Genomic DNA, 23672 nt, shown 5'->3' with positions numbered 1-23672 from the left:
TATTCTCAGTCTGCGAGAACCCCGATGGTATGAAGCCACGTCTCTACCAGGATTGGCCATCCGGTCGCGGGATACTTACTTCTCCGCAGCCCGAAGGCATGACCCCCTTCGGCATAGGAATGAAACTCGACCGGCACCTTAGCCTTTATCAGCGCCGCCTCGTAGCTAAGCGAGTCCCAGATACTGTCCGTATCGTCGTTCTCGTTCTGAAGCAGAAACGTGGGCGGAGTCCGCGAGTTGATCCGTCTTGCAATATCCGGGTTGACTTCAAGAGTGTTTTCTTTGACGGATAGATGCCCGGGATAGAGAGCTATCGCGAAGTCTGGGCGGCAGCTCTGCTTGTCGGCTGCGTCCACCTCCGCGTAAATGCGCTTATTAGAATGAACGCTGGTGGCAACCACCAGATGCCCGCCCGCCGAAAAACCCAAGACCCCGATCTTATGCGGATCGATGTGCCACTCCGCAGCATGAAAGCGGGTCAATCCGATAGCCCGCTGAGCATCTTCCAGAGCCTCCGAAGAAGATGGATAAGCGCCTGATTTCGGGAGCTTGCCTTCGCCGGGTACGCGATATTTGAGCAGCACACACGTAATCCCCCGAGAGTTCAGCCAATCGCAGACCTCTGTGCCCTCCAGATCGATAGCGAGAATCTGATAACCGCCGCCAGGAAAAACAACCACCGCAGCACCTGTGTTTTTCCCGGTAGGCGAGTAGACCGTCATGGTGGGCATGGAGACGTTGTTGATGTACGTCCAGGGCCTCCCAGCCACCATGTCTTTACGTTCTAGAACTAGCTTTTGAGTCTCCGGTCCAGTGATCGGCCTCGCGTCTGGGATCGCTCCTGGCCACAAAGGAACCTGCGAATGGCCGGATGACGGCTGCCACACTTGTTGAGCTTGAAGCAGAGACGCTGCAAATAAGAGGCATATCGCTGCCAGTGCCTTCATGGAAGACCGCCTTCGTGAACTAAAAGTTGTACGGTTCTGATTCAGGGCAGAAGGCCCATAACCATCTCCAAGCCTAGCGGCTGTTCCCTGGACAAGTATCTGTGGATTCCTGGCTGAACCATAGGTGGTAACACCCGAACCAGCCTGCACTACCACGCCTTAAACCTGTCAAGCCCCACACATCCATTACCATAAAAGAATCAACAACATACCCCTGACGCACCAGTTACACCCAACCAGCTATACTTACACTCAGAGATCAAATAAACCTCGGCCAAAAGCCGAGGTTTTGCTCACTTTGAAGCAATTCGTCCATAACTCTTTTATTGAGAAGAATTTACCTGTAACCCATTTGTTTAGAAGAATTTGCGGAGATACTACCAGCCTAAGTGACTGATTTCAATACGTTTGAGCAACAATGCATGAGGAGGGGGTACCCCGCAAGAAAAGAGGGACTTGCCGACAGGCAAGCCCCTCCATGCAACACAAGAAGCAAAGACTAGAACGTAGTACTGACCGTCAGCCGGAGCGTCTTACGAGGCTCCCGAAGAATGTAGTCCGCACCGTAGAACTGAAGCGCCTGCTGGTAGCTGAACTGTCCAGCACCATTCGTCGGGAAGTAGCTCTTGAACGTATTCACAGCATCCGAGCCAGAGTTCGGTACCGCCAGCTCCTGCGGAATGTCCTTGTACAGACGGAGCGGGTTGTACGCGTAGAAGATGCGGAACGGAGCATTGACGATCGGAAGAATCACCTGAAGCTCGGCACCGTTCGACATACGCGGCACAAAGTTCGTTCCCGGCACGATCTTCAGCAGATCCGGGAAGACAACCGAACTGCCGCCGAAGCACGAGCCGTTTACGATCGTCGGGCAGCCGTACAGCGCGCCGCTGATCAGCGACTGACCCGCCGTGCTCTGTCGCAACTGTCCGTGCTGCGTATCCATGTTCATACCGAAGTCCGTGAACAAGGCAAACGTAACCTGGCTGACGATCGGAATTCTGTACTCGAGGTTCGAGACCAGACTCGTATCGCCGCCGATCGAGACCATGCGATAGATTGGCAGCGGAACCTGCACGCTTCCCTGCGCAGGATCGCTGGGATCGCGAGGCACCGGCGATCCATCAGGATTCGTCAGGATGAACTGCACCTTGTTCGGTATGAACGTGTAAGGACCGACCGACCGGATATCGAATCCGCGGATATCCGACTCGCCGCCCTCATACAGACGCCTCGTCGGAGGAGCAACCTCGCCGCCGAAGCCCGAGATGTGCGACAGCTGCACGCGATAGCCGAGAACGTTGTGGCCCTCACGGCTCACCTTCAGACCCTTCATCGGGAAGAACTGACGGTAGGCCACCGTAGGCGCCGTGTACTTCACATTGCCGCCGACGCCCGCGATCTGAATCGAGACGTTGAAGTCCTTGCCGTTATGCGGTCCAACCGCGCGATCGAGGCTCGAGAACGAGAAGCTCGGCGAGACCACCGAAGTGATGATGCCATTCAACTGGCTCTGACCCGCGACGCCGGAACGGAACGCCAGCGATTGAAATACGTTGAGCGTATTCGAGTTGAACGTCGTCACCGAAGACCGAGACAGCGAGTACGAAAGTCCAACGCGCGTCACACCGGTGTGCGCAAACAGGTGGCGCAACGGCTCGCTCGCCGTCAGCGTCAAACCGGTCGTCGACGTGTTGTAGTTGGTCAGCAGCGACTGCTGCGCCGTCGTCAGGTTTCCCGCCGCAGCGCCCGTAGCCGACTGGCTCTTCGATGGATTGAAGTCGTACTTCTGCGCAAACACCTGCGCTCCGACCGAGATCGGCTTGTCCCGCAGGTACGGCTCCGTGAATCCGAAGCTGATCTGCCGCGAAAGGTCGCCAAGGTTAGCCTGCACCGAAAGCGTCTCGCCAAGTCCGAGGAAGTTGTTGGTCTCGTAGTTCAAGCCGACAAACGTTCCCGACAGTCCGCTGATACCGCCGTTGAGCCCGATGGAGTTCTTACCCTTCTCCTTCAGCTTCAACAGCAGGTCGACCGTTCCATCGTCGGCGTTCTGACGGCTCTCGGAGTCCTGGTCCGCCTTCAGTACCTCGAAGTAGTTCAACTGGTTCAACCGCAGGATCGAAAGCTCCCAGAGTCGGCTGTTATAGACCTGGCCCTCTTCGAGCAGCAGTTCGCGCCGAATCACCTTGTCGCGCGTGATCGTATTGCCGGTAAATTCAATCCGGGAGACGTAGAACGGCTTGCCCTCATCGATATCGATGTTGAGCGTAATCGTCTTGTTCGCATCATTGATCTGCGGAACCGGATTGCCTACCATGTTGATGTAGCCCAGCGAGCCGTACTGCTTGCGCAGCTCATCCAGCCCCTTGCTGAACAGCGTCGCGTTGAAGTATTCGCCGTCCTTCTGCGCGAACTGCGCCCGCAGAGCCTTCACATTCTGCACATGCGCGTTTCCGCTGAACGTAATCCCGGCAAGCTTGTAACGATCGCCCTCTTCCACCGGCATCAGGATATCGATCCTCTTGCCCTTGGAAGGATGCAGCGTAAGCGGATTCAAACCGCCCGCATCGCGAATGTGTGTCGTCGGCTCGCTCGTCAGCGCCTTGAAGTAGCCTCGGTCGCGATAGGCCTGCCGCACGCGTTCGGTATCTTCATCCAGCTTGCTCGCGTCGAACGTCCGCGCAAACAGATTCTCCAGGACGATCGAGTGCGGTATCCCGATCGGCTTCAGGTTCTTCATCGAAGCCCGCAGGGTACGATCGTTCAAGTTGTTGTTGCCCTCGAACTCGATCTTGCCCACCTTCACCGTCGGACCTTCCTTGATGTTGAAGGTCAGCGCCACGGCAGCCGGCGGAATCTTCTTCACCTCAGGCTTGATCGTCGCAAACTGATGTCCATGCTCTGCCAGCAGGTCTTTCAAGACCACTACAGCCCGAGCCAGCTTGGTCGGGTCATATTGGCTCTCAACCGAAAGCGGAACCTTCGCCTTCTTGAACCGCTCCAGAACGTCCGACTGCGTCACCGCATTCAAACCCTTGTAGTTGATCTCCCGGATCGTCGGCTTCTCAAGCACATAGATCACAAGCTGGACGCACTTCGGTGTATCGACGCGCTCAATCTGTACGTTCTCGAAGTATCCCGTATTCCAGAGCGAGTTGAAGTCCCGCTCCACCACCTGGGGGTCGTAGAGATCGTTCTGCCGGCTGAACAGACGCGCCAGCACCGACTCCTTCGGAATGCGTCGATTACCGATCACCTGCGGCTGGCAAAGAGTCTCTGCGCCTTGCGACGACGACGCCTCATTGGAGACGCCCGGTGTCACCTGCGCCGGCAGAGCGGCCACAGCGACCATTGCAAAGGCGAAAACGTACGCGGCATAGGCGATGCGGAGGCGTCTGGAGCGCGTGCACACAGTCTTGGTCTTGCATTTCAGGGAGCTTCCGCTCTCTCGATTCACGGTAAAGATACGCACACCCTCACTGCTCTAAAAATGACGCTCGCCAGCACAGTCAGCGAAGTCCTGATTATATGGGAGCGGCCAGCCGTTAGCGAGTTCGTCCCTTGATTCAGGTCGGACCGGACAGCTTCCAACCCACAGAAAATACGCTTTTACTGTTTGACGAAGCCGCCGTCCAAACGCTTGCCCGCTAGCTTTCCAGCTCTGCTGCAATCCTAAACTCCCGCGCGGAGCTGTCCCAGCGCACCGTAAGAACATTCGGCTGGCAACACACCTGGCAGTCCTCCACATACTGCTGCTTCGAGCCCGCTGACTCATCCACCGAGGTCTCGATCCACTCTCCGCAGCCCGCACACTGAAACCCCGCCTCATACATCTCAGTACCGCCCCTGCGCCACAGCGGCAAGCTGATTCACAACCCTGCCACTCTCATCCAGCAGCTCGATCGCAGGCGTTCCATCCGGCCTCACCGCTATTCGCAACCGCTCCCGCCCCTTCACGTCCTGCAGAGTCAACCCAACGGACTTATCCCGCACCCGCCCCAGATAAGCTCGATTCGTATAAGGGGGATACTTCGCCTGAAGCTGTCGAAATGCCTCCGCACGCTCAGCCCCATGCGGCATCGCCTTGAAACGGCTCCCCTCCGCAACCATCTCCGGCGTAATCGCATAATCGCCCGTGTCATTGATCGAGATTCCCGAACTGCGGTCATCCCCATCCTGGTTGTGCTCTAAATTGATCACCTGGTCTTGATCGTAGCGATCGAAGCTCAAATGCCCATAGCTGTGCACCACGTTCTTCGAGTCCTTCAATCCCCCGAAGATAAGCCCACCATTTTCCGTGCCTTCATCATTGATAAAGATCATGCCCGCACTATCGCGGTCCGTCCGGGGAACATCTTTACCGTGGAGATACGCCCCCGGAAAGCTCGCCTTATTCGACATAATCAGCCGCGGCGTCCCATCCGGCTCCACCACATTCAACCGATGCACCGTAATCTGGTCAAACTCCGCGCTCTGCCACGGCCTCGCAAATCCCGCAAGAACCGTAACTGCAAATACGACCGTCACACATCCCGAGTAGATCGCCAGAAAGCGCCGGCTGGAAAGAAACTTAACCATCTATTCACCTCGAAATAAGCAGCGACGCCAGCCTCTTCTCTCAAAGAGTCCTGACGCCCCCGCACAGAATCTCCGCGAACGCATCGCTATCCACATTGCCTCCACAAAGCACCGTGCCCACCCGTTTGCCTCCAGCCTCGCGATCCTTCAACAAGGCAGCCAGCCCAATCGCACCCGCACCCTCCGCCACATTATGCGTGTCGACGAAGTAGGCCCGCATCGCGTCCTTCACCTCGTCGTCATCCACCATCAGAATGCGATCCATGCCGGCCATGATGATCTCCAGCGTCGAAACGTCCGGCTTCCGGCACGCCACTCCGTCTGCGATCTCAGTTCGCGTCTCATGCTCGATCACCCTGCCCGCATCGAACGACAGCGCATACGCCGGAGCGTGGCTCGACACCACTCCCACCACCTTCGTCTTCAACCCCAAAGCATTCCGCGCGGCAATCGTTCCACACACGCCCGATCCCATCCCAATCGGAACATAGACCGTCTCCAGCTCCGGACAACCGGAGAACATCTCCAGCGCGTACGTCGACACACCCGTCACCAGCCGCAGATCGAAGCTCGGCACCCGGTGCCATCCGTTCTCCCGCTCCAGATACGCCGCATGCTCGCAAGCCTCCTGAAAGTCCTGCCCGAACTCCACCAGCTCCGCACCCAGCGCACGCATCGCACGATTCTTCTCCGGACTGTTTCCGAACGGCACCACAATCACCACACGAAATCCATGCTGCGCACCAGCAAACGCCATCGACTGGCCATGGTTTCCCCGCGTAGCCGACACCACCGTCGTCACCTCGGGCCGCTCACGCCGCAGGCAATCCATATAGACCAGCCCACCGCGAACCTTGAACGCCCCCACCGGCGTGTGGTTCTCGTGCTTCACCCACACCTCGGCCCCGGCCCGCGCATTAATCAGCGGCCAACTATACTGCGGCGTCGCCGGCATCGTCTTGTAGATCAACTCTGCTGCCGCGCGGATCTCCTCCAGCCCCGGCAGTACGACCACATCATCTAACTGCATCACTTACCTTTCTAACTTCAACCTGCGTTGAATAAAACCTATCCCCGCCCCGACATCCGTCAGCATCCATCGCCGCCAGCACGCCGCACGAATCCGCGCAGTCAAGCGCCCAAACCGCATGCATCGTCCGCGTACCGCTCGAAGGCGTACCCGAAACCGCGAGGTTTTTATCCATCCTTTTATTCTAGTTCACACGCTCCTGACGCCTCTCCCGCCACCGTGTATGCTGCTGCCAGCAGCATCGACGACCCTCATCACCGCCTATGACAACCCTGATCTCCAGCCCGGCCCGCCTCGAAGCCTTCTCCGACGGAGTCATCGCCGTCATCATCACCATCATGGTGCTCGAACTCAAGGTCCCCCACGAAAACGGCCTCGCCGGTCTCCGCGCCGTACTCCCCATATTCTGCGTCTACGCGCTCTCTTTCGCCTTCACCGGCATATTTTGGATCAATCATCACCACCTCGTCCACCGCACCGAAGAAGCAGACACCACCATCCTCTACGCCAACCTCGTCTTTCTCTTCTGCCTCTCTCTCCTTCCCTTCTTCACCTCCTACGTCCTCGAAAAGGAGATCAACTCCTTCTCCGTCGCCCTCTACGCATCCTCTATGGTCGTCACCGGCTTCAGCTTTCTTCTACTCCGCATCGCCATAGGCCGCCGCCTCAAAAAAGCCGGCAGCATCCAACCCGAAGACATCGCCATCCAGCGCAAACACTACCTCTCCCTGGCTCTGTACGCCATCGCCATTCCCCTGGCCTTCTACCACCCCTACATCGCTCTCGGCATCATCGCCCTCGTCACCGTTGTCTGGATCTACCCCACCGCATCCATCCCCCACTCCAACAACCAGCATCCATACTCCACCCCACCCCGCTCTTTCTAATCCAAACACACGTCTTCGCTCTCAAAAAAGCGCAGCTATTGCGAAACCAGTGACCTCCGCTCTGGCCGAGAGCCGCCTCTACTGATAATGTCCTCCTAACCCGCCACAGCGGCGACCATAGCTTCGCAAACCTGAGGTTCCGCCATGACCTTTCTCACCTGCCTCCGCGCCACCACACTCACGTTGGCGTTGCTCTGCCCCACACTTCTCTCCGCGCAGGACACCAACCCCCTCCACACCGCCTCCCGCCAGGAGCTCGACGTCATCAAGGTTCTCATCGCCCAGGAGAACGCATGGAACAAAGGCGACCTCAACGCCTTCGCCAGCGGCTACAAAGACGCGCCAGACACCCTCTTCATCACCCATCAGGTCTCCCGCGGCTTCGCCGGCATGGTCGACGAGTACAAGCGCGACTACCCCACCCGCGCCGCCATGGGCACCCTCGCCTTCTCCGAGCTCGAAGTCCGCCCCCTCGACGAGAACTACGCCGTCGTCATCGGCAAATACCATCTCGAGCGCGGCAAAAAAGATGGCGGCAACGCCGACGGCATCTTCTCCCTCATCTTCGAAAAGACCGACAACGGCTGGAAGATCATCATCGACCACACCACCTAATCCGCAGAAGCTCCAGCAACCTCAGCCCTACACACCCTCGCTCCCACTCAACTCCGCGATCAACCCATCCAGCTGCGCCCGCGTCCTCGCATCCGCAAGCTCAAACAGAAAACCCGCACCCCTCGTTCGCACCGTCCTGCTCGTAGCCTCACACCGAAACACACGATCATCAACGCGAAAGATCATCTCCACCGGCGTCCCCGGAGCCAGCCGAAGCCGCGCCTCCGTCTCGATATAGCACCCGCCCGCGCTAACATCCAGAACCTGTCCGCGAAACAGCATTCGTCCATCCTTAACCATCACCTCGGCCCATGCGTCGACCGCATAGCGCGTGTACTGCCTCCGCTCCACGACGCCCTCGGCTACCACACCCCGCCGCTCACCCTGCCCGTCGAACTCGTCCACACCAAACTCCCGGCCTGCGCGTTCTGGCGGCTCGTGAAAAATAACCGCTCACCCCATCATCGGCACAGAACGCAAAACCTTCAGCCTCCAGCAAAAATGGCCTCAACCCAAACCACAGGCGAGGCCATCTCACGAAGCAAGGTAAAGCTCAAACCGTCAAAATCTCTTTTTCCTTCGCCTTAAACAGATCCTCAACCCGCTTGATCTCAACATCCGTCAGCTGCTGGACCTCTTCGTTCGCGCGCTTCTCGTCGTCAGCCGAGATCAACTTGTCCTTCGCAGCCTTCTTGATCTGGTCGTTTCCATCGCGCCGAATGTTGCGGATCGCCGTCTTATGGTCCTCCAGCACCTTATTCAGCTGCTTCACCACATCCTTCCGCCGCTCCTCGGTCATCGGAGGCACCGGTACCCGGATCACCTTCCCATCCGTCATCGGGTTCAGCCCCGCGCTCGACGTCCGAATCGCCTTCTCGATCGCCGACACCATTCCCATGTCATACGGCTGCACCAAAATCAGCGTCGGCTCCGGCGTACTCACCTGGCCCATCTGCGCCACCGGCGTATCCGTGCCGTAGTAGTCGACCTTGATCTGGTCGAGCATATGCACATTCGCCCGTCCCGTCCGCGCCGACAACAGATGCCCACGGAAGTCTTCCACCGTGCTCTCCATCTTCGACTTCAACTGCTGGTGTGTTCCCTTCAACGCTTCAATGCCTGCCATCGCCGATGCCATACCTTCTCCTCTGCTGCAATCGATATTTTACAGAGACGCTCCCAACCTTGCGAGGAGAGCAGGCAGAAATGTCCTGCCGGACGGGCCGCTTACTCCGCGGGAGGTCACTTCGTGACATGTATACCGGTCACGCAGCTACCATCAGCAAAGGTCCTCCCGTTGGTCGGAATCAACTTTATTCCCGACCAAGGGGAGGGCCCATCGAAGGGGTATATAAGTCACGAAGTGACCTCCCCACGAGCAGTGGGCCCGTCCGGCAGGACATATCTTCAAGACTCCTCCGGCCCCAGCCCCAATCCGCGATTCGGCTTCTTCTTCCGCGCCGGATACACCTTAGCCGCCACCGGAGGAGCCATCGCCTCCTTCACCAGTGCCTCTATGCCGTTCCAATACTTCACCGCCGCCGGCCGCTCAGACGGCACCGCCTGCCGCATCCTGCAGTACCACAGCGACCACTCCAACTCCTTCGCACTCTTATTCTTGATCGCGGCTTCAATCCGCGTCACCTCAGAAAATTGAGCCATCCACTATCTCCCCAGCGCCCGCAGTCTCCTGCAAGCCTCCGCCAAATCCTCATCCCTCTTCGCAAAACAGAACCGCAGCAGATCCTCACCCTTCCGCGGCCGTCCAGCCTCCTGATAGAAGAACGCAGACCCCGCTACCGAAGCCACACCCGTCTTCGCCAGCAGCGCCCTCGCCTTCTCCGCAGCCGTCGCTCCCGGCAGACTCTCCGCCGAAGCCAGCACGTAGTACGCTCCATCCGGAATATGTGGCTTCATCCCCGCATCGCGCAGCGCGTCCACAATCAACCCGCGCTTCACCTCATGCTCCTTCGCCAGCCCTTCGTAAAAATCCGCGCCAAGCTGCTCCACCCCATCCGCCACTCCCTGCTGCAGCGGAGCCGGCGCGCACACATACGTCAGATCGTGAAAGTACCCAATCGCTCCAATCCACTTCGCATCGGCGATCAGGTACCCGATCCTCCATCCCGTCACCGAAAACGTCTTCGAAAACCCCGACATCAGAATCATCCGCTCCCGCATCCCTGGAATCACCGCCGGGCTCACATGCTTCGCGCCCCCATAGATAAAGTGCTCATAGATCTCGTCCGTAAAGATGAAGAGGTCAAACTCCTCCGCGATGCTCGCCAATCCCTCTAGTTCAACGCGCGTAAACACTTTGCCCGCCGGGTTCGACGGCGTATTGATGATCATCGCCCGCGTCTTCGGTGTAATCGCCGCACGCACCGCGTCGATATCCAGCGCCCAATCCTCTCCCACCAGCGCAACCGGCACCGGCACCACCCGCACCGACTTCAACGTACTCACGTGATACCCATACAGCGGCTCAAACAGCAGCACCTCATCGCCGGGATTCAGCAAAGCCATCACCGTCGCCTGAAGTCCTCCGGTCGTCCCACTCGTCACCAGCACCTCGCGCTCCGGATCGACCACCAGCCCCAGCGTCCGCTCCGCCTTCGCCGCAATCGCCTTCCTCAGTCGAGCGATTCCATCCAGCCTTGTATAAATGTTCAAACCATCGCGAATGGCGCGAATCGCCCCCTCGGCCACCACTCCCGGCACCTCCGTATCGCAAACGCCCTGCGCCAGGTTCACCCCGCCCATCGCATCGCACGCCACACTCATCGCGCGAATCTCCGACTGCACCACACCCGGTGCCAGCTCGCTCAACCCCAAACGTCCCAAAGACATATCCGCCTGCGCCATCACCGAAACCTCCGTAGAAACTCGTCGAAACAAGCAGCCACAACCAGCTTCGTCCTATTATCAATCCGCCAGACTATACAGAGCCTATCGCCCCAGGCCAAAGAACACATAAACGATCGCAAACCCGCACTTTTGAGCTTCACCGGCCCGGATCACACAAATCCTGCCAGACAACCTCTCCAGGTGATAAAGTTTGAGACGGAAAAAAATGACCCAGGAGGAGCACCTCCAATGACCACGAAGCGCAACAGCGGCGTATCCCGTAGAACCTTCCTCAAGAGCTCCCTCGGAGCGGCTGCGGCAGTCGGCTTCCCTACCATCCTGCCATCCTCCGTCTTCGGGCAGATGTCCCCTAGCAACCGCATCAACATTGGCGCAATCGGTGTAGGCCGCATCTCCCGCGTCCACGACATGCCCGCCATCCTCAAGGTCGACAACACCCGCATCATGGCCGTCTGCGACCTCTACGCCCCCCGCGTCGAACAGGGCAAGAAGTTCGTTAATGACTTCTACTCAAAGAAAACCGGCAAACCATACGACGGCGTCACCGGCTACGCCAACTTCCACGACCTCCTCGCCAACAAAGACATCGACGCCATCGTCGTCTCCACGCCCGACCACCAGCACGCCATCGTCGCCGCCGCCGCCGTCCGCGCCGGCAAAGACGTCTACCTGCAAAAGCCCGCCTCGCTCACCATCGCCGAAGGCCGCTATCTCTCCAACGCCGTCCAGGCCTCCGGCCGCATCCTCCAGATCGGCAGCCAGCAGCGCTCCTGGAAGCAGTTCCACCGCGCCTGCGAACTCGTCCGCAACGGCCGCATCGGCGAGGTCAAACACGTCGAAATCGGCCTCCCCGGAGACCCCGCCGGCGGCAATCCCGACAAGATGCCCGTCCCCACCGGCTTCAACTACGACGCCTGGCTCGGCTCCACCCCCGACGTCTACTACACCCTCGACCGCACCATGCCCCTCACCGGCTTCGACCGTCCCGGCTGGCTGCGCATGGAGCAGTTCGGCGCCGGCATGATCACCGGCTGGGGCGCACACCACGTCGATACCGCCCACTGGGGCATGAACACCGAGTACACCGGCCCCGTCGAAATCTGGGGCTCCGCCGAGTTCCCCACCACCGGCCTCTGGAACGTCCACGGCAAGTTCCTCACCCACGCCCGCTACGCCAACGGCGTCACCATGGACATCTCCGGCGACTTCCCCAACGGCATCAAGTGGTACGGCACCAACGGCTGGATCTTCGTAACGCGCGATGAAATGACCACCCCCACCGCCACCCCCGGCGGTCAGCCCGTCAAGATCGAACCCCTCATGGCCAGCGACCCCAAGATTCTCGACTCCGTCATCGGCCCCGACGAGATCCACCTCTACACCGCCACCGAGCAACACGCCAACTGGATCGAGTGCATCCGCACCCGCAAACAACCCACCGCCCCCGTCGAGATCGGCCACCGCGCCTGCAGCACCTGTCTCCTCCACCACATCGCCATGCGCGCCAACCGGCATCTCCACTGGGACCCCGATAAAGAGCAGTTCATCAACGACGAAGAGGCTAACGCCAAGCTCTCGCGCCCGCAACGCTCCCCCTACACCTTCGCCCAGAGTAGCTGGGCCTAGCCTCGAAGACAAAGCAGCCGTTGCATCTCTAACCCGCTCCCCTTGACATCCGACAGGAAGAAGCCTCATCCTGTTGTCGAACGTCAAGGGGAGCAGAACCATGCCGCCATCCACCGATCTTCTCCAGGGGACCCTCGATCTCCTCATCCTCAAGACCATTGCGCTTGAGCCCATCCACGGCTGGGGCATTGCGCAGCGTATCCAGCAAGTCTCCAACGACGCCCTCCAGATCGGCCAGGGCTCGCTCTACCCCGCGCTCCACCGCCTCGAGTACAAAGGTTGGATCCAAGCCGACTGGGGCTCCTCGGACAACAACCGCAAGGCCCGCTTCTACTCGCTCACCCGCACCGGCAAAAAGCAGTTAGCCGCCGAGCTCGAAAACTGGAGCCGCCTCTCCACCGCAATCGATCTCGTACTCGCCCACGCCTAGGAGCAATCCACCATGCTCACCCAATGGCTCTCCCGCCTCCGCTTCCTCCTCAAGCGCAAGACCCACCGCGACGTCGACGACGAACTCCACTTCCACATCGACCAGCAAACCACCGCCAACCTAGCCGCCGGCATGTCCCCAAAAGAAGCGCAACGACAAGCCGCCATCGCCTTCGGCGGCATCCAGCGCACCCGCGAACAGTGCCGCGAACAACGCCCCATCTTCCCCATCGAAACCCTCCTCCAGGACGTCCGCTACGCCATCCGGGGCTTTCATCGCAACCCCATCTTTACTCTCACCATCCTTGCAACCCTCACCCTCGCCATCGGAGCCACCACCGCCGTCTTCAGCGTCGTCGACCGCATCCTCTTTCGGCCCCTCCCCTACAGAGACGCAGACCGCATCGTCTCCCTCGGCCTCGTCCAACCCCTGGAGACCCAGGAGTTCATGCTCAGCCGGTTTTATTACGATTGGAAGAGCACACAAAAGGTCTTCGCGTCGATGACCGCTGAGAACGCGGTAACAGGTGAGTGCGACCTGACGGAACGAAATCCCGCGCAACTCAGCTGTCCCCTCGTCGAGGGGAACTTCCTTCCCACCCTTGGCATCTCTCCTGTCCTTGGACGTAACTTCCTGCCGGAAGAGACTCGCCTGGGCGGTCCAGGCGTCGCCCTTATCTCATATGGCTTGTGGCTGACTCACTACGGTCTCGATCCGGGCATATTGAACAAGACAATGAATATCGACGGCTCTCCGGTTCGCGTCATCGGTGTTCTTCCGAAAGAGTTCGAGATGCCTCGGCTTCAGGCCGCCGATATCTTACTTCCGATAGCCGTCGATGAGGCCGCGGACCGAGTTGCAAATGGCGGCTTTGGAAGTCCTCGCAGGACCTTCGCAAGGCTCAACCCAGGAGTGAGCCTTCAACAGGCTGAAGCAGCACTGCAGCCACTCTTCCAGCAGACTCAAAGTCAGATCCCGTCGGAGATTCGTCACGACTTCCACTTCAAAATCCGTTCCCTGCGCGACCGCCAGATGCAGGATGTAACTCTGACTGCATGGGTTCTCCTTAGCGCAGTCTTCACCGTGCTGCTCATCGCCTGTGCCAACGTAGCAAGCCTCTTGATGGCTCGCGGTGCAATGCGGCAACGCGAACTCGCGGTTCGTTCCGCGCTCGGAGCCAGTCGAGCAAGGCTCGCCCGTCAGGCTTTGACCGAATCGCTTCTGCTCTCGTTGATGGGAGCGATAGCAGGATGCGCTCTCGCCGAAGCTCTTCTGCGTCTCTTCATCGCCATCGCACCCGCAAGCATCCCTTACTTCAGCAAAATCCATCTCGACCTTCGCATCGTCTGCTTCACCGTCGTTCTTTCGATCCTCTGCGGCGTACTCTTCGGCCTCGCGCTGGCGTTACAGAGATCAAGCGGCGGAGTGATGAGCGGACGTACTCTCACCTCAACCTCCCATGCGACCGTGCGTCAGTGGCTGGTCATCGCGCAGATCGCAGCAAGCATGGTTCTACTAGCCGGGGCGATGTTGTTGCTGCGAAGCTTTCGCAACCTGGAAGATCAAAACCTCGGCATGAGCACAGACAACACTCTTACCGCCAGCATCACCTTGGGAGAACACAGCTACCCCACTCCACAAGGCAACCTCAACTTCTATCAACGACTGGCTACGCGGCTTCGATTCGGCCCCGGCATCAAACTCGTCTCCATCAGCGACACTATCCCGCCCGCTCCCGGTCACATGGATCGCCGCTTCGAAGAGATCGCCATCGACGGAAGGCCACTCTTTACACCCGGTACCGGAGGTGTCGTGGTCTCGCGCATGGTCTCGCCCGAATACTTCCGCGCCTTGAACATCCCCATCGTGCAAGGCGAAGGCTTCCGTGAGGAAGACATGACTGCAAGCCAACGCACCATCGTCCTCAGCAAGCACCTTGCCTCTCTTCTCTTCCCAAATCAAAACCCCATCGGTCAGCGACTGAGATTCGACAGGCTCATGGCCGACGAGACCTGGGCCACAGTGGTCGGAGTCGCCGCCGACGTAAAAAACAGCGGCCTCACCAAGGAAGAAGTGCCGGAGTTCTACAGGCTCCGACGAAACCTTCCACAAGACTGGCACGGAGACGGCGCCTGGGGCAGAACCTCCGTCATCGTGGTCCGCTGCTCGCTGCCTCCTGACCAGACCTCCCGTTGGATCCGCTCCCAGGTCGCCGCGCTCGACCCCACTCTGCCCGTCGACATCGCTACCCTGCACCAGCGAGTCAGCAAGCTGGCCGACCAACCCCGCTTCCAAACAGTGCTCGTCAGCTTCTTCGCCGCCACCGGCCTCACTCTGGCGATCATCGGCCTCTACGGTGTCATCGCCTTCCTGGTCATCCAGCGCACCCAGGAGATCGGCATCCGCATAGCCCTCGGAGCCACGCACGCCCACATCCGCCGCCTCGTTCTCGGCAAAAGCCTGCGCCTGGTTGCTGTCGGAACTGCCCTCGGCCTCATAGCCGCCCTCTCTGTCTCCCGGCTCCTGTCTGCTCTGCTCTTTCAAATAGGCCCCTACGACCCGCTCACCTTCGCCTCCGTGCCCGTGCTGTTTCTGGCCGCAGCCCTCGCCGCCACCCTGCTCCCAGCCCGATCCGCAGCCAAAGTAGATCCAATCCAGGCCCTGCGCCGCGACTAGAGCAACTTTCATTGTTGTTATTGACTAGAAATGGTCGTCATACGGGACAAAATTGCCGTCAAACAGGATAGAAAAATTGTCGTCATTCTGAGCGAAGCGAAGAACCCTGTATCTTCTTGAGCCGCCCCGTACTACACCAGGAGGAAATACTCTAGCCATCTGAAACAACCTTGGCAGCCTGATGGTGTGAATCCAGAACCGTCCTTCACCCCATCATTCGCTGTCAATAGCCAACATGCACCAAACCCGCGCCAACCGGCCACTTTGTCGTGGCGTAGATATCCCATCCAAACCGATATAATAGAGATAGGGGCAAATTCAAAGATCATTCAGGAGAGCCAACACCCAGTCAAACCCTTGGCCGAGGAACCCGCACGTCTGTGAACCACGATCTTGACCTCGCCACATACCGAAGTCCAGATCTAACCGCAATGTTATGAAGACTTTGCGCAATATAAGCCGGGAGGGGGAGGGTCACCCCACCCGGCAGATCAGGCACTTCAAATAGCTCGTCTCCGGCAGCGTAAGCACCGCAGGATGATCCGGCGCAGCTCCACGCACCTCAAGCAACTGCACCCTTCGCCCGGCGTCAGTGGCAGCCGCCTGCACCACCTCGGTGAACTCCGGCAGCCCCACATGGTGGGAGCACGAACAAGTAATCAGCGTCCCGCCCGGCTGCAGCATCTTCATCGCCCGCAGGTTCAACTCCTTATACCCGCGCATCGCCCCCTCCGCCGCCCGCTTGGACTTCGCGAACGCCGGCGGATCGAGCACGATCGTGTCGTACTGCTCGCCCGCAGCCTCGTACTCCCGCAACAGCTCGAACGCGTCCGCCTCGATCCACTGCACCGCAGCCACACCCGGATTCAGCGCCAGATTACGATCCGCCACCTCGAGCGCACCGCGGCTCGCATCCACCCCCGTCACCTGCCTGCACCGCTGCGCCATATGAATCGCAAAGCCGCCCTGGTACGTGCACACATCGAGCGTAGCCCCCCGCGCATACCCAGCCGCGGCAGCATAGTTCAACCTCTGATCAAGAAAAGCTCCTGTCTTCTGCCCCGAACCCGCGTCGAAGTGAAACCGCAGATCATTGATGGTAAAGGTCGTAGTCAAACGCGGCGGTTCGCCATCGCCATCACCAGAATGAAGCGGCCCAGGCGAAGGCAAAGCCAGCTGCTCCAGCTCCCGCACCTTCGCATCCGGCCTCTCCCAGATCGTCGCCGCCGGCAGCCGCTCCCGCAGCACCTCAGTCAGAGCGGCCCTCACATCATCCTGCGCCGTTCCCTGAGTCAGCAGCTGAACGATCACCAGGTCGTTGTACCGATCCACAATGATCCCCGGCAAACCATCCGCCTCGGAGAAGATCAGCCTGCACGCGTCGTTCGCCATCGACTCCGGGGCGAGATCATCCCGCAGAGCCAGCGCCGCCACAACCCGCTCCCGCACGCTCTCAAGGTAAGCGGGACGCGTCACCGTAGCCTCTGCCGCGACCATCCGAACCGCGATCTGCGACGCAGAGCTATAGATCCCGCTCCCCAGCGGAATTCCACGGCTATCCATCACCGTAACCAGCGAACCTCCAGCGATCTCCGTCGCACCCAGCGGAGGAACCAGTGACTCCACATCCGACCGGTACACCCAGAGATGCCCCGCACGCAGCCTATCCGCAGCCCGTCGCGTGATCGCCGCCGCCGGCCCATAAGGCTCAGCCGCAACGACCCGTGGCCCCCGCTCTTCCATCTTCTTAAACATAATTTCAATGGTCGCACAATCGTCCACGAGGCGGAGCTCCCGCGCATAAACCCTGATACGCATGCTCCAAAAATCCATCCAGCAACGCAGCTCCAATCACCGCCAATAGTGCTCGGAAGCATCGACTCGAATCTAGAATGAGAGAAGCGAGCGAGACATCTCAGATTCGAACCAGACAAGGTAAACGCGTGCACCGATTTGATGTCGTAGTACTTGGAGCCGGAGCAGCCGGCATGATGTGTGCCCTGCAGGCAGGACGCCGCGGACGGCGCGTTCTCTTGCTGGATCATGCCGAACGCGTAGGCAAGAAGATCCTCATCTCCGGTGGCGGACGCTGCAACTTTACAAACATACATTGCCGGCCGGAAAACTTCCTGTCTGACAATCCGCACTTTGCAAAGTCTGCACTCGCCCGCTTCACACCCAGCGACTTTACAGCCATGGTTGAGAAGCACAGTATTCGTTACCACGAGAAGACCCTCGGGCAGCTCTTCTGCGACCGCTCCGCGCAGGACATCGTCACGATGTTGGAGCGGGAGTGTGCAGAGGCAAAGGTGACCATCGCCGTCGGAACTCAAATCCTATCCGTCATGAAAGATGGATGTTTCCTGATTCAAACCTCCGACACTCTCTTTCAAGCAAATGCTCTCGTCGTTGCCACAGGCGGCCTGTCTATTCCAAAGATGGGCGCAACGGGACTTGGATATAGCCTCGCAGAGCAGTTCGGCATAAGAAGCGTTGAGTGCAGACCAGGCCTTGTTCCGTTCGTATTCAGCGCAGAGGAACGCGAGCGATGGTGCGATCTCGCCGGCATATCCGCAGAAGTCGTCACGGCTGCGGGGAGCCGAATGAAGCGTGGTTCCTTCCGCGAGAAGATGTTGGTGACGCATCGTGGATTAAGCGGTCCGGCTATCCTTCAGGCATCGTCCTACTGGCAGCCCGGCGAGTCGGTGGTTATAGACCTCGCACCCGATGCGCAAGTATTCACGTCTCTGCTGGCCCGAAATGTACGGCGCGACCCTGCTGCTGCAGTGGCCGTTCTACGCACTGTGTTTCCAGTGCGAATGGCAGAACGCTGGAACGCATTTCATGCACCACCAGACTGGACGAATGCTTCTATCGCTGCAATGGAGCAGCAACTGCATGCCTGGCATGTAATACCCGCCGGAACCGAAGGCTATGCAAAGGCTGAGGTAACAGTGGGTGGCATCGACACCGCAGAGCTAGATGCAAAGACAATGCAAAGCCGTAAGGTGCCAGGGCTGTACTTCATCGGTGAGGTAGTGGATGTAACAGGCTGGCTGGGCGGCTACAACTTCCAATGGGCATGGGCCTCTGGGTCTGCTGCAGGCCTTGCCGTTTGAAATAGCCTCATAACGTCAGTGGATGAAGACTATTGGACAACAAGCGTGAGATTGATGGTTCGAGTGAGACCAGCACTGGCCGCACTAGCCACAACCGTATAGGTTCCCGCTGCTGTTGCGGGACCCGACGGAGTGCTAGATCCGGAGCCGCTCTCAAGAGGAATGATCCGCCCCGTACCGCATCCAGATGCCGTGATGAGAAGGCAGATCAGGCTGGCGCAGACAAGCCGCGACCACCGAGTCCTGCGCAAACGCAATACGCCAAGCGGAAGCAGCGCCGCGAGCCAAAGCACCTTGCGGCTCCTCATAGCTTCCGGCGCAGAAGACGCTGTAGTTGAAACTCCGGTAAGGACCGTCACCGAGACTGTAGTCGTACTGCCAAGCGCCACGCTGGATGGTGTGATGTTGCACGTTGAATTAGCCGGAATCCCTGAACAGGTAAACGTAACCATACCAGGAGTGTTTGGAGCAGAGGTGAGAAGAAGCGGAAAGACAGCGTTCTGCCCGCTTGTAATCGTCACGCTCGTACTTCCATCCTCACTCAACGAAAAATCGACTCCGCTCCCCGTAAGCGACAGCGTCTGAGGCGAGCTTGGAGCGCCATCGACAACGGTGATGGCGCCAATCCTCGATCCTCCGGCCTTCGGGACAAAAGCAACCTGCATGGTGCATGCCGAATAGGCAGCCAGACTGCCTGCGCAGTTATTGCTGTTGGGAAGAATAACGAAATCATCAGTGATAGCAACGCTCTGCACCGCAAGTGGCGTCGCTTCGTTATTGGTCAGCGTCACGGTCTGCGGCGCGGAGGAGATTCCAACGCCGGTCGGAGAGAAGACAAGTGAAAACAGCGGCGAAAGCGTCACTCCGGGCGGTGCAATACCGATGCCGTTCAGATTGATGATCTGAGTGCGGTACTGGTCAGACAAGGCAAATGTGCCTGTGAGCGCGCCGATATCTTTCGGCTGAAACGCCACTCCAATGGAGCACGTCGAATGCGCATTGAGCGAGTTGCCGCACGTATTGACTGCAGTGAAATCGCCGCTCGTGATCTGAGCCGCAATCAGCGTAAGTGGAAGATCACCGGAGTTAGTCAGGATGATCTGCTGCGCGGCACTTGCCGAAGTTAGCGTTTGAGCGCCGAATGTAAGCGATAGAGGCGACAGCGAGTCAGTAGCAGGCGAGGCCCCGACACCGGTCAACGACGCGGTCTGTGTGCCCGCGCCATCGGTGATGCTAAAGCTGCCGTTCCGAGTTCCCGAAGCAGTGGGCATAAACACGATCGACACCGTACAACCTGTACCTGCCCCAAGGCTTGCACCACAGGTATTAGCAGCTAATTTGAAATCTCCGCCGCTGATGGAGGGTGTCTGTAACGCTACGCTCTTTCCGCTCGTGTTCGATATGGTGATGTTCTCAGCCGGGCTGCTCGCATTGATTACTGTGGAAGAAAAAATAAGTGATATCGGATCCATAATGATTGCCGAAGCCGGACTACCCGCCCCTGAAAGAGACGCTGTAGACTGGCCGCCCGCAACATTCCCGTAAACAGTGAGGACGCCGCTGCGCGCGCCGGTAACAGTTGGCAAAAATTGCACCTGGATAGTGCAGCTACGGCTTACGCCGACAGGTGCGGTGGTACAGTCGTCCGTCTCGTTGAAGTCGCCCGTGGTCGCAATACGACCTACAACAAGCGGTGCGCTACCGGAGTTTGTAACCGTGACAGTCTGCGGTGGACTCGCCGTGGAAACTGCCTGCATATCGAATGCAAGCACCCCAGGATTGAGGCTGATTGCAGGCTGGACTGGGGAAGACGCTGTTAGCAGTGGAATCTGCCATATTCCGCGTCCGTAGGTTGCTGCGCGCAGCTCGCCAGTACGACCGTCACCGGTGGACATCGCCGGTGACGCGGCAAGCTCAATAACCGGGGAGTTCGGAAGACTGATCCCATAGACGCTCCAGCAGTTGACCGAAGTACATGTTGTGACTTGGTTCGTTACATATACCCCAGTATCCATCGCGACGTACAGAGTATTGGCATCGCTCGGATCGACGATAACGCTGTTCGCTGGAGCGTTTGGCAGATTGCTGCTGATGTTGCTCCAATCCACACCGCCATCGACAGATCGATAGATATGCGCGGCATTTATACCATTGCCAGCGAAGCCCATCACGGTGGCATAGATCGTCTGACCCGTCGCGTCATGCGGATCAGCCGCCAGGGAAGATACATCGAAGCCGCCAGGGTTGAAGACTAATCCACCATCGACAGGAGAAGTTGCGAGGTCAGTCCACGCTGTCGCACTATTCGCCAGCCCAGCCGTCGTCGTGGAGAACAGATGCCCTCCAAAATTGCCGCCACCGTCCTGCGAACCTGCCATGCCGGCATACAACACCGGCGAACCTGTAACTTGAGCGGTTGGGGCGGCATCAGCAGGAGTGGCAGCAGCCAAAGACCGAACCACTGGAGTCGTGCTTGAACAGGAGGTACTTTGCGGCTCTGCGAATACCGTACTAAGGGCGTTGGAAGAGGACCAGTCTGCTCCATCTCCCGCTGGTCCACGCCATGCGCGGCAAGTTCCAATGATGATCTCGGAAGGCAGCGCGGGATCGAGTATCCAAGGAGTGTCGATAAGCGAGTCGTCTCCATCAACCTGAGCCGATCCAATCGTGGGCGCTCCGATGAAGTCACCCGACCCACAAGACGTACCGTTACTACACTGCCTAACGCTTACTCCGGCTGCGGTCGAAACATACCAAAGAAGCGGATTGCTCTGGTCGATAGCAACACTGCCGCCCTCTCCTGCTGAGAGTTGCGGCCATGGTGGAGAAAAAGCGGCAGCAGCCGAGGTAGCGGCAGTGCCGTTCGCTCCCAGGCCGACAAGCAGCGTCCCAGTATCGATCGGATCCTGAGCGAAACTGATAACCTCCGCCAGTGAACCCAAGCCGGTATTCAGATTTTGAAAGTGCGTCGCATCATCCGCCGAGCAAGGAGTAGCCTGCTGATTGACCCCGTCAGTCGACCGCCAAAGACCGCCATCGTTACCGAGGTAAAGTAGGGGCTGTGACTGTGTCGCCAGCGTCGCGAGTGCATGTTGCGCAGGGGCAACCTGCGCGGGAGCAGCGCATCCATCCACATCATTGGTCGTATTCCGCAACAAGCATCCCGCGGCTAGCGAGCATCGATAGAGATCGATCGTGCCAATATATAACAGCGTGTCCTGCGCTGGACCGCTCGGTCCCGAAGACACAGCGGCGAGCGCCAGATTGTAGTCGGCCTGGGGAATCACTGCGCTGCCGTTACCCACCTCGATCGGAGTCGACGACAACTGTTTACCAAAGGTAATAGTCGTATTTCCACAGCTGCTTCCGTTGTAAGAGCACACGTCCTGCCAAAGACCCTGGTCGATATTATTGCTGTCGACCGTAAGTGCAAAGATGTCGCCCGTGACTGCTTGAACAGCGATGGCGCCACGAAAGATTGGGCAAGAGGGGCTACCGATCGTTCCTGGCGCAGTAGGGCAAACACTTAAGGTAAGACCAGGCCCAGGTTGGTTTGCAAGTCGCGTCCACGTCACACCGTCTGCGGATTCGTAGTAGCCGTGATAACGAACAGCGGCATAGAAGCGCTGTCGAAACTCATTCCACACAACGGCGGTTGCAGCTCTGCCACCGAGGTCCGCGCCCGAGGGCTGTGGCATCTGTACGACCTGGCTTCCATCCATAATGGTCGACATCTGCCATGTAACTCCGGCGTCGCTTGAATAATAGAGCCCCATAACGCTGTTGGTCTTATCCGCAGCGTTTACCAATGCACCCTCCGCTGCTTGGGAGACAGCGGCGACGACCGTGCCAGGAGTCGTACTGCTCCACGCAAAGCCGGCAAACCCAAGGCCGCTGAAAGAGTGATTTCCGGCAACGCTGTCCTGCGACTCCTGAATCAGCGTCCATGTAAGACCCCCATCTGCGGAACGCAAAATCCCACTGCCATAAAAAGAGTCCGAAGCATCGTTCGGGTCGCCTGTACCGGCAAGTACGACTCCCGCCTGTACGCTGATCGCTCCAATGCTCAGCGACGAAGTAGCAGAGGTCCCTGCATTTGCACTGAAGACGGGAAGCGTATCCGTCAGCGGCATAAAAGACACGCTGGATGAAGACCCGGCTGCGTTCGTTGACTTCCACACGCCTCCACCAGTCGTACCAAGATAGACCGTGTTGCCACTCGCATCCGCCGGGTCAATCGCAATCGAGCTGACGCGGCCAGTCACACTTCCATATGCGAGGCTGGCTACTTGATTCGGGCCAACTGGCTGCCAGACAGCACCCAAATTCGACAGCTGAGGAGAATCAGCAGACTGTACAAGCATGGAGGCATGTTGTTGCCGTGCTACGTTCATCGCCTGCGCAGCAGAGATGCCTCCCACAAGAGTCCGGCCACCGAGGAAACGGCGTGCTCGAGCGATGTGGGGTGAAGTGAGAGCTCCTGCATGGATATTGCTCACCCCCGAAGAGACAACCGGCGGAGATGATGTCTGACCAAAAGCTTGGATCGAGGCATGCCACATCGGATACGCGCAGCCAGCAAGCAGCAATAACTTCGCCGCTCCGTAGATGAAGCGTTGCCCTGCGGTGTGCTCGACTTGATAGGAGATGATCAGGCCCATAGCGTTTGGTTCAAAAGTAATGGCATCTAACCCTGATGCTGCAGTTTGATGTCGAATGAGTCAACGCTAGAGCAGAAGAAGAATATGGATGATCCCGGAACGATTATGAGAGATCTCTCATAACTGCTGGCGCGCTGGTCTTCGGTATAGCTCTGCGACCAAATCTGTGAGTAGTTCAAAGCTTATGCCTGGAAACTAAATCGGCTGCCTATAAGTTTCCTTGAATCTACACCAG

At 58.7% G+C, this 23672-nt stretch carries 17 protein-coding genes; 6 read left to right on the top strand and 11 right to left on the bottom strand.

Annotated elements, in window-relative coordinates; all coding sequences use genetic code 11:
* Positions 1 to 5: 5 nt before the first annotated feature.
* From GSQ82_RS22020 to GSQ82_RS22000, 5 genes are all read right to left on the bottom strand, one after another.
* Positions 6 to 773 (bottom strand): alpha/beta hydrolase, encoded by a 768-nt coding sequence (locus GSQ82_RS22020; protein ID WP_254061846.1) that lies wholly within the window; start codon positions 771 to 773, stop codon positions 6 to 8.
* A gap of 673 nt (positions 774 to 1446) precedes the next feature.
* Entirely contained in the window at positions 1447 to 4419 is a 2973-nt protein-coding gene (bamA, locus tag GSQ82_RS22015; protein WP_158794439.1) for an outer membrane protein assembly factor BamA, read from the bottom strand.
* A gap of 175 nt (positions 4420 to 4594) precedes the next feature.
* Positions 4595 to 4780 (bottom strand): CPXCG motif-containing cysteine-rich protein, encoded by a 186-nt coding sequence (locus GSQ82_RS22010; protein ID WP_158794438.1) that lies wholly within the window; start codon positions 4778 to 4780, stop codon positions 4595 to 4597.
* A 1-nt stretch (position 4781) separates the two neighbouring features.
* Positions 4782 to 5525 (bottom strand): hypothetical protein, encoded by a 744-nt coding sequence (locus GSQ82_RS22005; RefSeq protein WP_158794437.1) that lies wholly within the window; start codon positions 5523 to 5525, stop codon positions 4782 to 4784.
* Between the two features lie 40 nt (positions 5526 to 5565).
* On the bottom strand, positions 5566 to 6555 hold the full coding sequence (locus GSQ82_RS22000; protein ID WP_158794436.1) for a threonine dehydratase: 990 nt from the start codon (positions 6553 to 6555) through the stop codon (positions 5566 to 5568).
* Positions 6556 to 6818: 263 nt separating this feature from the next.
* Between GSQ82_RS22000 and GSQ82_RS21995 the strand changes: the two genes are divergently transcribed.
* On the top strand, positions 6819 to 7442 hold the full coding sequence (locus tag GSQ82_RS21995) for a TMEM175 family protein (RefSeq protein ID WP_158794435.1): 624 nt from the start codon (positions 6819 to 6821) through the stop codon (positions 7440 to 7442).
* A 144-nt stretch (positions 7443 to 7586) separates the two neighbouring features.
* On the top strand, positions 7587 to 8057 hold the full coding sequence (locus GSQ82_RS21990) for a DUF4440 domain-containing protein (RefSeq protein WP_158794434.1): 471 nt from the start codon (positions 7587 to 7589) through the stop codon (positions 8055 to 8057).
* A gap of 27 nt (positions 8058 to 8084) precedes the next feature.
* Here the strand turns inward: GSQ82_RS21990 and GSQ82_RS21985 are convergent, their stop codons facing one another.
* The 4 genes from GSQ82_RS21985 to GSQ82_RS21970 form a co-directional block, all read right to left on the bottom strand.
* Entirely contained in the window at positions 8085 to 8462 is a 378-nt protein-coding gene (locus GSQ82_RS21985; RefSeq protein WP_158794433.1) for a PilZ domain-containing protein, read from the bottom strand.
* 148 nt (positions 8463 to 8610) lie between these two features.
* A complete protein-coding gene (gene frr / locus GSQ82_RS21980; RefSeq protein WP_158794432.1) occupies positions 8611 to 9195 on the bottom strand; it encodes a ribosome recycling factor in 585 nt (194 codons plus the stop codon).
* 269 nt (positions 9196 to 9464) lie between these two features.
* A complete protein-coding gene (locus GSQ82_RS21975) occupies positions 9465 to 9719 on the bottom strand; it encodes a hypothetical protein (RefSeq protein ID WP_158794431.1) in 255 nt (84 codons plus the stop codon).
* 3 nt (positions 9720 to 9722) lie between these two features.
* On the bottom strand, positions 9723 to 10922 hold the full coding sequence (locus GSQ82_RS21970) for a pyridoxal phosphate-dependent aminotransferase (RefSeq protein ID WP_254061845.1): 1200 nt from the start codon (positions 10920 to 10922) through the stop codon (positions 9723 to 9725).
* 231 nt (positions 10923 to 11153) lie between these two features.
* Here GSQ82_RS21970 and GSQ82_RS21965 point away from each other — a divergent pair, with 231 nt between their 5' ends.
* From GSQ82_RS21965 to GSQ82_RS21955, 3 genes are all read left to right on the top strand, one after another.
* On the top strand, positions 11154 to 12551 hold the full coding sequence (locus tag GSQ82_RS21965; RefSeq protein WP_158794430.1) for a Gfo/Idh/MocA family oxidoreductase: 1398 nt from the start codon (positions 11154 to 11156) through the stop codon (positions 12549 to 12551).
* Positions 12552 to 12651: 100 nt separating this feature from the next.
* A complete protein-coding gene (locus GSQ82_RS21960) occupies positions 12652 to 12981 on the top strand; it encodes a PadR family transcriptional regulator (RefSeq protein WP_158794429.1) in 330 nt (109 codons plus the stop codon).
* Between the two features lie 12 nt (positions 12982 to 12993).
* Positions 12994 to 15657 carry an ABC transporter permease gene (locus GSQ82_RS21955; protein WP_158794428.1) on the top strand — a complete coding sequence of 888 codons (2664 nt, stop codon included), beginning with the start codon at positions 12994 to 12996 and terminating at the stop codon, positions 15655 to 15657.
* A 474-nt stretch (positions 15658 to 16131) separates the two neighbouring features.
* Here the strand turns inward: GSQ82_RS21955 and GSQ82_RS21950 are convergent, their stop codons facing one another.
* A complete protein-coding gene (locus GSQ82_RS21950; protein WP_371417254.1) occupies positions 16132 to 17475 on the bottom strand; it encodes a class I SAM-dependent rRNA methyltransferase in 1344 nt (447 codons plus the stop codon).
* A 74-nt stretch (positions 17476 to 17549) separates the two neighbouring features.
* Here GSQ82_RS21950 and GSQ82_RS21945 point away from each other — a divergent pair, with 74 nt between their 5' ends.
* Positions 17550 to 18776 carry an NAD(P)/FAD-dependent oxidoreductase gene (locus GSQ82_RS21945; protein ID WP_158794427.1) on the top strand — a complete coding sequence of 409 codons (1227 nt, stop codon included), beginning with the start codon at positions 17550 to 17552 and terminating at the stop codon, positions 18774 to 18776.
* Positions 18777 to 18805: 29 nt separating this feature from the next.
* Here the strand turns inward: GSQ82_RS21945 and GSQ82_RS21940 are convergent, their stop codons facing one another.
* Positions 18806 to 23437: a choice-of-anchor D domain-containing protein gene (locus GSQ82_RS21940; protein WP_254061843.1), complete on the bottom strand. Its 4632-nt coding sequence runs from the start codon at positions 23435 to 23437 to the stop codon at positions 18806 to 18808.
* Between the last annotated feature and the right edge of the window lie 235 nt (positions 23438 to 23672).

The sequence above is a fragment of the Granulicella sp. L60 genome, from assembly GCF_009765825.1.
Taxonomy (GTDB): domain Bacteria; phylum Acidobacteriota; class Terriglobia; order Terriglobales; family Acidobacteriaceae; genus Edaphobacter.
The sequence above is the reverse complement of the archived record's forward strand: the minus strand, read 5'-3'. Positions and strand labels throughout refer to the sequence as shown.